Here is a 13,151-nt window from a genome sequence, read left to right as displayed (position 1 = left end):
GCGTCACGCGCAATACGCTCGTGCTTCAAAGAGAGCCCCTTCCGCGCGGCGACCCCTCACCCGCCGTCGCTGCGCGACGGCACCCTCTCCCACAAGGGGAGAGGGTTCAGGACGACGCGCCTCAGACGTCGAGAGATTGCGTGCGCAGGCGTGAGGCTTTGCGTGGCGCTCTCTTGCCGCCCTGCGGCGCGCCTGCCACAACTGGCGGATGATCGATCACCGCCCGTTGCTCCGCGCCATCTTCGACGCTGCCGTTGCGGCGGCGCATCCCGACCGCATCCTCGCGGCGCATCTGCCGCCGGTGCCGCGCGGGCGGATCATCTGCCTTGCCGCCGGCAAGGGCGCCGCCGCGATGGCCGCTGCCGCCGAACGACACTATCTCGACGCTCTGGGGCTCGATCCCGCGAAGTTGGTCGGCATCGCCACCACGCGCCACGGCCACCGCGTTCCGACCCGCGTGATGGAGGTGATCGAGGCCGGCCATCCGGTGCCCGACGCCGAAGGCTTGCGCGGCGCCGAAGCCAGCCTCGCACTCGCCGCCACGGCCACGCCGGATGATCTCTTGCTCGTGCTCCTGTCCGGCGGCGGCTCGGCCAACTGGATCCTGCCCGCCGAGGGCATCACGCTGGCGCAAAAGCAGCAGACCACGCGCGCACTGCTGCGCTCCGGCGCGCCGATCGGCGAGGTCAACGCGGTGCGCAAGCATCTGTCGCGGATCAAGGGCGGCCGCCTCGCCCGCGCCGGGGCGCATGCCGCCGAGATCGTCACGCTGGCGATCTCCGACGTGCCGCGCGACGAGCCGTCCGCGATCGCGTCCGGACCAACCGTCCCCGATCCGACCACGCTGGCCGATGCCCGCGCACTGGTCGCGCGCTATCAGCTCGACATCGACGACGCGGTGCGTGCCGCGCTCGACGATCCGCGCAACGAGAGCGCCAAAGCCGGCGATGCGGCCTTCGCACACGCCCGATTTGAGATTATCGCGACTCCGCGGCAATCACTCGACGCCGCCATCAAGGTGGCGCGCGACGCCGGCTACGAGGTGCTTGATCTCGGCGCCGACCTCGAAGGCGAGGCCCGCGACGTCGCCGCCGCGCACGCCAAACTGGCGCGCGAGGCCCGTGCGGCCGGGAAGAAGCTGGCCATCTTGTCCGGCGGCGAACTCACCGTTACGGTGCGGGGCAACGGCCGCGGCGGCCCGAACCAGGAATACGCCCTGGCGCTGGCGCAGCATCTCAAAGACATGCCGGACATCGCCGCGCTCGCCGCCGACACCGACGGCGCCGATGGCGGCGTCGGCAACGCCACCGACCCCGCCGGCGCGCTGATCGATGCCCGCACCTTCGCCAAGATCGACGAACTCAAACTCGACCCCGCCACAACGCTGGCGAACAACGACGCTACCACCTTGTTCGAACAGACCGGCGACCTGCTGCTCACGGGCCCGACGCTGACCAACGTCAACGATATCCGGGTGATTTTGGTCTGAGGCCCCCCCGCCTCTCTCGTCATTGCGAGGAGGCGAAGCCGACGAAGTAATCCAGAAGCTCCGAGCAGTGCGCCTCTGGATTGCTTCGCGGAGCCTGTCATCGGGCCGGCCGAAGGCCGGACCCGTTGGCTCGCAATGACGGATGGGCCGTGATCACTCTCCCGTCATGCGCGGGCTTGACCCGCGCATCCATCCTTTCGAAGAAGATGGATCGCCGGATCAAGTCCGGCGATGACGATCTGTGTGTGTTGCTGGCTGTGGGGCTGAAGCAAGCCCCTACTCCGCTGGCCGCAAATCGCGTTTGTCGAGGGACTGCAGTGCGCGGGTCAGGATGGCGCGGGCCTTGTCGCTGTCGGTCGGCGCCAGCGCGGCGGTGTCGAGATAGACATCGAGGCCCGGCATCTTTTCGATCACCACCTCGGATTGCTCGGTGCCGTCGTGCAGATGGTCGATCACGTAGGGCACCACGTCGCGGCTGATGCCCTTCATGGTGATCGACGGCAGCGTGTGGGCGGAGATGATCTCGCTGACCAGCGCGTAGGTTTCGTAGCTGACGACGATGCCGCCCGGCTCCGCGATCGACTGCAGCCGCGCCGCGAGGTTCGCCTCGGCGCCGATGATGGTGTAGTCCATCCGGTCGGCGCTGCCGAAATTGCCGACATTGCAATAACCGGAGTTGATGCCCATCCGCGCCCGGAACGGCTGCTCGATGCCGGCGGCGCGCCATTTGCTGTTGAGTTCGGCGAGGCGCCGCTGCATCGCCCAGGCCATCCGCACGCAGGCTTGCGCGTCGGCACGGTCGCCTTTGGTCTCCGGATCGCCGAAGAAAATCAGCATTGCATCGCCGATGAACTTGTCGATCGTGCCGCCGTAGCGATGCGCGATCTCCGACATCTCGGTGAAATACTCGTTGAGCAGCTGGGTGATCAGCTCCGGCTGCAGCCGCTCGGTGGTGGCGGTGAAGTTCTGAATGTCCGAGAAGAAGATCGTCAGCTTCTTGCGTTCGGTGTGAATGGTGACGTCCTTCTGGCCGGAGAAGATGCTCTTGTAGATCTGCGGCGGGATATAGCGCGAGATCTTCATCGACAGCGACGCGAGGAAGTCGTTGTTGGTCTCGAGCTCCTTGTTCATCGCGACGATGCGGTCGGCCTGCCGCCGCTGCATCGCCAGGAAGGACACGCCGCAGACCGCTGCCAGCGCGAAGTAAGCCAGCAGGAACTTGAACGAGAACAGATTGGCGGCGATCGGCTGGGTGATCGTCACCTCCTGAATGCCGCGGACGTCGCCGACCTTCCAGTCGGTCTTCGGACTTTCCGGATGCACGTTGTGGCAGGCGACGCAGGCCGGCGCCATCGTCACCGGCGACACCAGCCGGACGCTGTCGCTGAACAGGCCGGCCTTGCCGGACACGATGTTGGCGCTCGCATCCTTGCGCAACGCCGCCAGTGCCTCGCGCTCGAACGCATCGAGCTCGTGCGGCGCGCGATTGGCGAACGGATAGTCCGAGACGAAGCGGTAGGAGATGTTGCTCTGCTGTTCGCCGATCACCCGCCCGAGTTCGAGCGACAGCGTCGCCGGGATCGGGATCGCGCCGGGGATGTTCTGATAGTCGTGCACGACCTTGACGTCGCCGGGATGCTCCAGGATGCGGCCGACGACGTTGGCGGCGTAATAATGCCGGACGCTCTTGATCACGGAGTTCAGGTCGGAGGCCTGTCGTCGCAGCGCCGCGTCGGCGAGATTGGTCAGGTCGAGCCACACGGCGACCGGCAGCGCCAGCAGCAGCACCGCGATCAAACCGGCGGTCAGCCCGCTGCGCCGCCGGAGTGTCTGCCGATTGTCTTCATCCATCCGCCCGCCTCGCCCTGCTGTCTTGGTCCCGGCGAACGGAACCTAGAGCGAGCCGCCACGGCTGAGAAGACACAACGGTGCAACGCTACCGAATTCGTGACGCTGCGGCGATCCGGCGGCGCAGCCGGTTCAGCGGCCGGCGGTTCGGATGGGCCGGCCCTGCGAGATGAAGGCATAGTGGCCGTTGGCGAAGGTGCCGAGCATCAGCGCTTCGACCACCGGCTCGGCGATCTCGCCGCTGCCGGCCCAATCGACCACGAAATTCGCCCCGGTGCCGCCGCGGGTGTCGAGCGTCGGCACGAATGCCTCGATGGTGGCGAACGGCTTCAGCGCCACCGGCTGCTTCAGATAGCTCTGCACCATCTTGCCGGTCCCGTCGAAAAACGCGATCCGCCGGATCACCAGCGGCTTGGTCTCGGAGGCGTTGTGGACGCTGAGCGTGACCGAGAAATCGGCGCGCGCGTTGCCTTGCGCGATCGAGACGCTGGAATAAGCCGGCACATAGACCGCCCCACTGGTCGACAGCGGCTCGGCCGGCAGCGTGGTCAGCGCCGCCGCGAAGGTCTGCTCAAGGCGCGGACCTTCCCTATTCTGCGCAAGGGTCGGAACTGCCGACGACAGCAGCAGCCCGATGGCAATCAGCCCGCCCCGGTAGCAGGCGCCGATCCGGCCGGCCAGACAATCGGTCCGAGTTATGTCTTTCGATCGCATGGCATTACCCTTATTGTACGGCATCCACTCAACGGCGGCCGAGGGCATGCACGACCTGATTCGCGACATTACGCTGTGCATCCTGTTCGCCTGGATGCTCGGTCTTTCGGCCCATTTCTTCCGTCAGCCGCTGATCCTCGCCTATCTTATCGCCGGCTTCGTGATCGGTCCATTCGGCCTCGGTCTGGTGCAGTCGCAGGAATCGATCTCGGTGATTTCCGAGCTCGGCCTGATCTTCATGCTGTTCATGATCGGGCTGGAGATCGACCTGAAGAAGATCGTGCGCGCCGGCAGTGTGATCCTGGTGGCGGCGGGCGTGCAACTCGTCGGCGGCTGTCTGCTCGGCATCGCATTCTTCGCCACCATCGGGCTGGCGATCGGCGGTGGTCAGTTCGATGCCGTGTATCTGATGGTCGCCTGTGCGCTGTCCTCCACCGTGATCATCGTCAAGGTGCTGTACGAGAAGCGCGAGCTCGACACCCTGCCAGGCCGCATCACTCTGGGCATCCTGGTGCTGCAGGACATCTTCGCGATCCTATTCCTCGCGGTGCAGCCGAGCCTCGCCGACCTGCAGATCAGCGTGCTGATCCTGTCGATCGCCCGCGTCGCGGCGCTGGTCGCGACCGCGCTGGTGCTGTCGCGCTATGTGCTGCCGTGGCTGTTTCACCGCATCGCCCGCACACCCGAGCTGGTGCTGCTCGGCGCGCTGGCGTGGTGCTTTCTGATCGGCGAGATCGCCGAGCGGCTGCATCTGTCACGCGAGATGGGCTCGCTGGTCGCCGGCGTGTCGCTGTCGACCTTCCCTTACGCGCTCGACGTCACCGCCAAGGTGACGACGCTGCGGGACTTCTTCATCACGCTGTTCTTCGTCGCGCTCGGCATGACGATCCCGATCCCGAACGGCTCGATCATCACGATGGCGCTGGCGATCGCCGCCTTCACGGTGGTGAGCCGCGTGGTGACCACCTTCGTGCCGCTGTACTTCATGCGCCAGGGTCTGCGCGCCAGCCTCCTGCCGGCGCTGAATCTCGCGCAGATCAGCGAGTTCTCGCTGGTGGTGATCCAGACCGGTATCCCGGCCGGCCATATCCGCACCGAGACCGCCAGCGCGGCGTCGTTCGCCTTCGTGCTGCTGGCGGTGCTGTCGACCTTCGTGATGGTGCGCAGCGATCCGATCAGCCGCTGGGCGATCCGCCTGCTGAAGCGGCTCGGCCTGCGCGATCTCGATCATCAGGCCGAGGATGCCGATCACGAATCCGGCCACGGCGCCGCACGGCGGATCGTGATCCTCGGCTTCTTCCGCGCCGCCAGCGCCCTGATCAGCGAGATCGAACAACGCAACGAAGAGCTGCTGAAGCAGATCACCGTGATCGACTTCAATCCCAACGTCTATCGCACGCTGGCCGCGCGCGGCATGCACGTCGTCTACGGCGACATCAGCAATGTCGACACCCTGCTGCATGCCGGCGTCGGCAACGCCGAGATCATCATCCTCAGCGTGCCGGACTCGCTGCTCAAGGGCGCCACCAACGAACGCCTGGTACGCCACGTCCGCGCCCTCAATCCGACCGCGAAGATCGTGGCGACCGCCGATCTGCTGGCCGACGTCAATGCGCTCTACGTCGCCGGCGCCGACTACGTGACGGTGACCCGGATCAGCGACGCGCAAGAACTGTTCAACGTGATCGCCGCCGCCGACGACGGCCTGCTCGGCGACAAACGCGCCGAACTCGACGCGATGCTGGCGGAACGGCGCGAAGTGCTGCCGTAGATCCAAGAGCTACCGAACCGGTTCGGATTGCTTCGCTGGGCTGGCAAGGGCGGCGCCAACGTCAGGCCGCGGTTTAGCGCCTTCGCCGGCCCATTCAGAACTCGCGCGCGATCTTCGCCAGCATCGCCAGCAGCGCGGTGCGGTTGTCTTCGCCGATCAGTTCGACGAGCCGGGCTTCGTGCTGGGTGGCGACCAGCTTCTTGGCGCGCGCCAGCGTGGCGCGGCCCTTGTCGGTCAGCATCAGGATGTGCGAGCGGCGATCACTCGGCGAGCGTGTGCGCACGCACAGGCCGCGGCTTTCCAGCGCGTCCAGCATCGCCACGAAGTTCGGCCGCAGGATGCCGAGCGTGGTGGCGATCTCGGTCTGGTTGCGTCCGGGGTTGGCGTCCAGCAGCAGCAGCACGGAGAATTGCGCCGGGGTGAGCTGCACCGGGGCGACGCTGTGCAGGAAGTCCTCGAACACCCGAAGCTGCGCGCGCTTCAGCGCGTAGCCGAGCAGCTCGGCGAGTTCGCCCATCGCCAGCTCGCCGGCCTCGTGCGTCGGATCGGCCGGGGGCGGGTCCTTGCGGGCGGGGCGAAGCGGCTTGCCGACGGCAGATTTGGAAACGGGCATTGCCTCGGCTCTCGCTGCTGATCGATTGTTGGCGACCCGTTCGCGCGGGCCTTGAGCTTATAATCGATAATTGTTATGCATCATATCAAATTGGCCGCGCAGAATTCAACTGCCGGCGGCGGGTCGCGGCGGGGCCGCACTCTGTCGGAGGGGAGCGTCCGCTTGAACACCACGATTCTGCTGTTCCTGCTGCAGGACGGCATCACCAACGGTGCGATCTACGCACTGCTCGGGCTGGCGCTGGTGCTGGTTTTCGCGGTCACCCGCGTGATCCTGATCCCGCAGGGCGAATTCATCACCTTCGGCGCGCTGACCTACGCGACGCTGTCGACCGGCGGCTCGCCGGGCACCGCCTATCTGGCGATGGTGATGGGCGTGGTCGCCTTCGCGTTCGAGCTGTTCGGTATCCGCAAATCGCTCCGCACCGGCAAGGTGATCCGTGCGGTTCTGATCTATCTGGTATTCCCGGCGATCGTGCTGGGGCTCACCATGGCGCTCCCGGCCACCAAGCCGGGCGTCGCGGTGAATATCGCACTGTCGCTGCTGATCGTCGCCGCGATCGGCCTGTTCCTGTATCGTATCGCCTTCCAACCGCTGGCGCACACCTCGGTGCTGGTGCTGCTGATCGCCTCGGTCGGCGTCCATCTCGCGCTGCAGGGCTTCGGCCTGGTGTTCTTCGGCGCCGAAGGTCTGCGCGGCCCGCCACTATCGGATGCTGCGGTGACGCTCGGCCCGTTGCGCTTCACCGGCCAGAGCCTCGCCGTCTACGCCATCACCATCGTGGTGATGATCGGTCTGTGGCTGTTCTTCGGCTATACCCGCTACGGCAAGGCGCTGCGCGCCACCGCGGTCAACCGGCTCGGCGCCCGTCTGGTCGGCATCCGCACTTCGCTGTCCGGCCAGCTCGCCTTCCTGCTCGCCTCGGTGATCGGCGCGATCTCCGGCATCCTGATCGTGCCGATCACCACGCTCTATTACGACACGGGATTCCTGATCGGCCTCAAGGGCTTCGTCGCCGCGATCATCGGCGGCCTGATCAGCTATCCGCTCACTGCGGTGGCGGCGATCGTGGTCGGCGTGGTCGAGGCGTTCTCCTCGTTCTACGCCTCGAACTACAAGGAGGTCATCGTCTTCACGCTGATCCTGCCGGTGCTGGTGCTGCGCTCGCTCGCCGCCCCCGCGGTCGAAGAAGAGAAGGATTGAGCGCGATGCCGCGTTGGCTTCCCATCCTCGTGTTCGCGCTCGTGATGGCGGCGCTGCCGCTGATCCCCGGCATCCCGCCGTTCTGGATCGTGCTGCTCGACAATATCGGCCTCGCCGCGCTGGTGGCGATGGGCCTGGTGCTGCTGACCGGCGTCGGCGGCCTCACCTCGTTCGGCCAGGCCGCGTTTTGCGGCTTCGGCGCCTACACCACCGCCTACATCACCACGGTGTACGGCCTCTCGCCGTGGCTGACGCTGCCGCTGTCGCTGCTGGTCGCCGGCGGCGCCGCGGTGATCCTGGGACTGATGACCGTGCGGCTCAGCGGACACTATCTGCCGCTCGGCACCATCGCCTGGGGCATCGCGCTGTTCTATCTGTTCAGCAAGCTCGATTTCCTCGGCCGCAATGACGGCATCTCGCGGATTCCGCCACTGTCGCTCGGCTCACTGGAAATGTGGTCGCCGCAGTCGATCTATTTCGTGATCTGGGCGATGGTGCTGATCAGCGCCCTGCTGACGATGAATCTCCTCGACAGCCGCACCGGCCGCGCCATCCGCGCGCTGCGCCGCGGCCATATCGCTGCCGAAGCGTTCGGCGTCCGCACCGCGCAGGCGAAGCTGCTGGTCTTCATCTACGCCGCGGTGCTGGCGGGGCTGTCGGGCTGGCTCTACGCGCACTTCCAGCGCAACGTGAACCCGACGCCGTTCGGCCCTCAGGCCGGCATCGAGTATCTGTTCATCGCCGTGGTCGGCGGCGCCGGCTACGTCTGGGGCGGCGTGCTCGGCGCGGCGATCGTGATCGTGCTGAAGGAAGTGCTGCAGAGCTATCTGCCGCTGCTGTTCGGCGGCCAGGGCCAGCTCGAGATCATCGTGTTCGGCATCCTGCTGGTGATCCTGCTCCAGCTGGCGCCCGGCGGCGTCTGGCCATGGCTGAGCAACCTGATCCCGATCAAGACCCGCCGCGCCCGGATCGACTCCAGCGCGGCGCTGGCACCGCGCGAACGGACCCTCGCCGAGACCGGTACCTTGCTCAAGGTCGAGCGGGCGCGAAAGCAGTTCGGCGGCGTGGTCGCGGTCAACGACGTGTCGTTCGACGTTCATGCGCGCGAGATCGTCGCGCTGATCGGCCCGAACGGCGCCGGCAAGTCGACCACCTTCAACCTGATCACCGGCATTCTCACGACCACCGGCGGCCGCATCGAGCTGCACGGCAAGCCGATCGACAACGCGCCGCCGCAGGACGTGGTCCAGCTCGGCATCGCCCGCACCTTCCAGCACGTCAAGCTGGTGCCGGATATGACAGTGCTGGAGAACGTTGCGATCGGCGCGCATCTGCGCGGCAATGCCGGCGCGCTGTCGAGCATGTTGCGGTTAGACCGCGCCGACGAGGCCAAACTGCTCGCCGAAGCCACCAAGCAGATCGAGCGCGTCGGACTCGGCGCCGAAATCGATCAGCTCGCGGGCAGTCTGTCGCTCGGCCAGCAGCGCATCGTCGAGATCGCGCGTGCGCTGTGCGCCGATCCGGTGCTGCTGCTGCTCGACGAGCCCGCCGCGGGCCTGCGTCATATGGAAAAGCAGCGCCTCGCCGCGCTGCTGCGGCAACTGCGCGACGGCGGCATGTCGGTGCTGCTGGTCGAACACGACATGGGCTTCGTGATGGATCTGGCCGACCGCATCGTCGTGCTCGATTTCGGCACCCGCATCGCCGAAGGCACGCCCGCGACGATCAAGACCAATCCCGAAGTGATCAAGGCCTATCTGGGAGCGCTGTCATGAGCGCGCTGCTGCGGGTTTCCGACGTCTCGGTGTCTTATGGCAAAGTCGAGGCAGTCCGTTCCGTAAATCTCGAGGTGCGTCCGCGAGAGATCGTCACCGTGGTGGGCGCCAGCGGCGCCGGCAAGACCACGCTGCTGAGCGCCACGATGGGGATCTTCCCGCTCAAGGGCAGCGTCACGTTCGACGGCGTCGACATCTCCCGCCTCGACATCGAAGACCGCGTCGCCGCCGGTCTGTCGCTGGTGCCGGAGCATCGCGAGCTGTTCGCCACCATGACGGTGGAGGACAATCTCGAACTCGGCGCCTTCCGCATCGCCAAGTCGGTCGCCGCACAATCCCAGGAGCGGGTGTACGGCCTGTTTCCGCGGCTGAAGGAGCGACGCAAGCAGCTCGCCGGCACGCTGTCGGGCGGCGAGCAACAGATGCTGGCGATGGGCCGCGCGCTGATGGGCGCGCCGAAACTGCTGATGCTCGACGAGCCGAGCCTCGGCCTCGCCCCGATCATCGTCGCCGACATCTTCCGCATCGTCGGCGAACTGCGCGACGCCGGCGTCTCGGTGCTGCTGGTCGAGCAGAACGCCAAGGCGGCGCTGGCGATCGCCGACCGTGCTTATGTTATGGAGCTCGGTGAATTCGTGCTCGACGGCCCGGCTTCGGAAGTCGCGGAAAACGAGCAGGTGGTGGCGAGCTATCTGGGCTTCTCGCACGCCTAGGTGATTGCGCGGCGGCGTCAGCAGACGGCGACCGCCTCCACCTCGTCGATCTGCACCACGCAATTGCGGCCGAGATCCTTGGCGCGATACAGCGCCTGGTCGGCCCGCCGCATCAATGCCGGCAGGTCGCCGCCGGGAAGATGCGTCGCCAGTCCGAAGCTCATCGTCACCGGCACGTCGACCCCGCCGCCGGTGACGTCGGTCGAACACAGCCGGCACAGCGCCAGCGCGTAGCGCGTCGCTTCCTCATCGCTGACATCCAGCATCAGCCCGGCGAATTCCTCGCCGCCGTGGCGGGCGATCAGCACGTCGTTGTGCGTTCCGAAATCCCGCAGGATGTCGCCGATCCGAGCCAGCACGCGATCGCCGGCATCGTGGCCATAGCGATCGTTGATCGCCTTGAAGCGGTCGATGTCGCACATCAGCGCCACCACCCGCTGCCCCGCAGCGCTCGCCTGCGCCAGCAGCAGCGCGGCGGCTTCGTCGAAGCCGCGCCGGTTGAGCAGGCCGGTCAGCGGATCGGTGCGCGACACCCGCATCAGTTCGGCGCGCGTCAACGCCAATTGCCGCATCAGCAGCGCCGACCGGAAGCTCAGCGCGCCCGACAGCGCGATCGACACCGAGAGCGCCACGATCATCGACGCCGTCGCCACCTTGCCGACCGGGACCAGCGCCTGCGGATCGGTGCCGAGGTCGGCGATCAGGAAGATCATCGTCACGACAGCCGTCAGACCGCCGGCGATGGCCACCCGGCCAGCCGTGTAGCGGATCACGTCGCGACGCGTCACGATCGAATTCGGCATGCCCTGCAATCACCCGAGCGGCGACGCGCCGCACAGCCCTTGGCTCGCGCACTCCGCGAGGTCCAATGCACGCAGTGGTACCAAACCCTGAATGGCAATCACGTTAAATCCGAGCAATCCGAGTCATCAGACTTAACGCATCGCTAACGCAATCGAACGATCGCTGCGACTCGTGCGGAACAAGCAGCGCACGCGCCGGGACTTGGCAGTTGCCGCTCAGCACGAAGCCGGCCTCGCGCGAACGAGGCCGGCTCCAGGATCCTCCGGGACCGCGATTGCGGCGAGGCCGCGCGCTGCGGTTATTTGACGATGGTGTACTTGCCGTTCTTCACCGTCAGCAGGATGCGCGAGCGGTCGTCGAGGCCGTAGCGATCGGTCTCGGTGAAGCTGTAGACGCCCTGGCTGGCGGCGATGTCCTTCTCTGTCATCAACGCCTTGCGGATCGCCTCGCGGAACTCCTGCGTGCCGGGCTTGGCGGTCTTCAGCGCGACCGGGACGACACGCTCGAGTACCTTGAAGGCGTCGAACGAATGGCCGGCGAACTGGCTTCGGCTGTTCGGGCCGTACTTCGCCTCATAGGCGGTGTTGAGCTCGAGGCCGGGCTTCTTGGTCAGCGCGCTGTCGTCCTGACCTTCCGGATCCATCACCGGGCCCGACGCCATCAGCACGCCCTCGGCGGATTTGCCGGCGATGCGGATGAAGTCCATCGAGGCGGCGCCGTGGGTCTGGTAGATCAGGCCGTTATAGCCGCGCTCGCGCAGCGCGGTCTGCGGCAGTGCCGCGGCGGTGCCCGACGCGCCGACCAGGATCGCGTCCGGATTGGCGGCGACCAGCTTCAGCACCTGGCCGGCGACCGAGGTATCGGGACGCGCGAAGCGCTCCTCGGCGACGATCTTGAGGCCCATCGCCTCGCCCTGCTTCTTCAGATCGTTGAACCACAGATCGCCGTAGCTGTCGGAGTAACCGATGTAGCCGACGGTCTTCACGTTGTTCTTCTTCATATGCTCGTAGAGCACCTTGCCCATGATCGGAATCGGCTGCGGCATCACCACCGACCACTTGGCACGCTCCGGCGTGATCGGCAGCGGCGACAGCGCGAAATGCGGCACCTGGGCCTCGTTCGCGACGTTGGAGATCGCGACGCTCGGCGGCGTCACCGACGAGCCCATGATCACGTCGGCCTTCGACTCCGTGACGAAACGCCGCGCATTGGTGGTCGCCGCGGTGGGATCGCCGCCGTCGTCGAGCACGATCACCTTGATCGGGTGGCCGCCGATTTCCTTCGGCACGAATTCCAGCGCGTTGCGCTCCGGAATGCCGAGCGCCGCGGCCGGGCCGGTGGTGGTGATGCTGATGCCCACCGTGATTTCGTTGGTCTCCGCCAGCGCGGCGCCGGACAGCGCTGGCAGCGCGATCGCCACGGCCATTGCGGCAACGGACAGCTTGAATTTGCTCATCTGCTCCTCCTCCCTCGTGATGCTGACGGCCGTTCGGCCTGGTTGTCGTAGGGTGTTCTTACGTCATGCGGGGCGACGAGTCAGCCCCGCATGAACTTCTCGACGATCTCGGCCGGGATGGGGTTCGACTTGAGCTTGTCCGGATCGGCGGGATCGCGGCCGACCAGTACCCGGGTCTCGAACGCCTCGATCGCCAGCGCCTCGCCCTTGAGCACCCGGTGGGTCACCTCGAAGCTCGAGCGGTTGAATTTCTCGATCCGGCTCTCGATCGTGATCACGTCGCCATAGGTCGAGGGGATGTAGAACTTGGCGCGGGTGTCGACCATCGGAATGCCGACCAGCCCATAAACCCGCACCAGATCTTGCTTGGAGCAGCCGGCCGCCGCGAACAGCGCCGAGGTGGAGTCGTCGAACATCGCGAAGTAGCGCGGGTAGTAGACGATATTGGCGGGATCGCAGTCGCCCCACTGAATCTGCACGTCGCGGCGGTTGGTGAGCATGGGCAGTACCTAATCCAGTATCGTTACATCAATGTTCGTCATTCCGGGACGCGCCCCTTGGCGCGGGCCCGGAATCCATATCCCCTGACAGTGGTTATGGATTCCGGGCTCGCCGCTGCGCGGCGTCCCGGAATGACGAACGCTGAGGCTGTGCTCGTCGCTGCGGTTGGTGAGCATCGGCGCTAATCCAGTATGGCCACATCAAAGTTCGTCATTCCGGGACGCGCCCCTTGGCGCGGGCCCGGAATCCATATCCCCTGGCGGT

General features: G+C 66.4%; 11 protein-coding genes. 5 read left to right on the top strand and 6 right to left on the bottom strand.

Annotation, left to right across the window (positions count from 1 at the left end; translation table 11 throughout):
- The first annotated feature begins 208 nt into the window (after window positions 1-208).
- Window positions 209-1,489 (top strand): glycerate kinase type-2 family protein, encoded by a 1,281-nt coding sequence (locus tag IP86_RS27105; RefSeq protein ID WP_054165558.1) that lies wholly within the window; start codon window positions 209-211, stop codon window positions 1,487-1,489.
- A gap of 276 nt (window positions 1,490-1,765) precedes the next feature.
- Here the strand turns inward: IP86_RS27105 and IP86_RS27100 are convergent, their stop codons facing one another.
- Together IP86_RS27100 and IP86_RS27095 are read right to left on the bottom strand one after the other, a co-directional pair.
- Window positions 1,766-3,340, bottom strand: coding sequence for an adenylate/guanylate cyclase domain-containing protein (locus tag IP86_RS27100; RefSeq protein WP_054165557.1), 1,575 nt, complete (start codon window positions 3,338-3,340; stop codon window positions 1,766-1,768).
- A gap of 129 nt (window positions 3,341-3,469) precedes the next feature.
- A complete protein-coding gene (locus tag IP86_RS27095; RefSeq protein WP_082364289.1) occupies window positions 3,470-4,051 on the bottom strand; it encodes a DUF3124 domain-containing protein in 582 nt (193 codons plus the stop codon).
- Window positions 4,052-4,097: 46 nt separating this feature from the next.
- Here IP86_RS27095 and IP86_RS27090 point away from each other — a divergent pair, with 46 nt between their 5' ends.
- Entirely contained in the window at window positions 4,098-5,822 is a 1,725-nt protein-coding gene (locus tag IP86_RS27090; RefSeq protein ID WP_054165560.1) for a cation:proton antiporter, read from the top strand.
- 94 nt (window positions 5,823-5,916) lie between these two features.
- Here IP86_RS27090 and IP86_RS27085 read toward each other — a convergent pair whose 3' ends face one another.
- Complete coding sequence (locus IP86_RS27085) at window positions 5,917-6,435, bottom strand: MarR family winged helix-turn-helix transcriptional regulator (RefSeq protein ID WP_054165556.1); 519 nt, start codon at window positions 6,433-6,435, stop codon at window positions 5,917-5,919.
- 162 nt (window positions 6,436-6,597) lie between these two features.
- Here IP86_RS27085 and IP86_RS27080 point away from each other — a divergent pair, with 162 nt between their 5' ends.
- The 3 genes from IP86_RS27080 to IP86_RS27070 are packed head-to-tail and all read left to right on the top strand — an operon-like array spanning window position 6,598 to window position 10,126.
- The gene (locus tag IP86_RS27080; protein ID WP_054165559.1) at window positions 6,598-7,638 is read left to right on the top strand and encodes a branched-chain amino acid ABC transporter permease; all 1,041 of its coding nucleotides are present in this window, start codon (window positions 6,598-6,600) and stop codon (window positions 7,636-7,638) included.
- Window positions 7,639-7,643: 5 nt separating this feature from the next.
- Window positions 7,644-9,413: a branched-chain amino acid ABC transporter ATP-binding protein/permease gene (locus IP86_RS27075; RefSeq protein WP_054165555.1), complete on the top strand. Its 1,770-nt coding sequence runs from the start codon at window positions 7,644-7,646 to the stop codon at window positions 9,411-9,413.
- The gene (locus IP86_RS27070; protein WP_054165554.1) at window positions 9,410-10,126 is read left to right on the top strand and encodes an ABC transporter ATP-binding protein; all 717 of its coding nucleotides are present in this window, start codon (window positions 9,410-9,412) and stop codon (window positions 10,124-10,126) included. Before IP86_RS27075 ends, IP86_RS27070 begins: the two co-directional genes overlap by 4 nt.
- Window positions 10,127-10,143: 17 nt before the next feature.
- On the opposite strand, the gene IP86_RS27065 is transcribed toward IP86_RS27070, so the two are convergent.
- The 3 genes from IP86_RS27065 to IP86_RS27055 all read right to left on the bottom strand — a co-directional run bounded on the left by IP86_RS27065 (window position 10,144) and on the right by IP86_RS27055 (window position 12,886).
- A complete protein-coding gene (locus tag IP86_RS27065; protein ID WP_054165553.1) occupies window positions 10,144-10,929 on the bottom strand; it encodes a GGDEF domain-containing protein in 786 nt (261 codons plus the stop codon).
- Window positions 10,930-11,228: 299 nt separating this feature from the next.
- Window positions 11,229-12,386, bottom strand: coding sequence for an ABC transporter substrate-binding protein (locus IP86_RS27060; RefSeq protein ID WP_054165552.1), 1,158 nt, complete (start codon window positions 12,384-12,386; stop codon window positions 11,229-11,231).
- 80 nt (window positions 12,387-12,466) lie between these two features.
- Window positions 12,467-12,886 carry an acyl-CoA thioesterase gene (locus IP86_RS27055; protein ID WP_054165551.1) on the bottom strand — a complete coding sequence of 140 codons (420 nt, stop codon included), beginning with the start codon at window positions 12,884-12,886 and terminating at the stop codon, window positions 12,467-12,469.
- Between the last annotated feature and the right edge of the window lie 265 nt (window positions 12,887-13,151).

It is taken from the genome of Rhodopseudomonas sp. AAP120 (assembly GCF_001295845.1).
Taxonomy (GTDB): Bacteria; Pseudomonadota; Alphaproteobacteria; order Rhizobiales; family Xanthobacteraceae; genus Rhodopseudomonas.
This window is presented reverse-complemented; position numbering and strand designations above follow the sequence as displayed.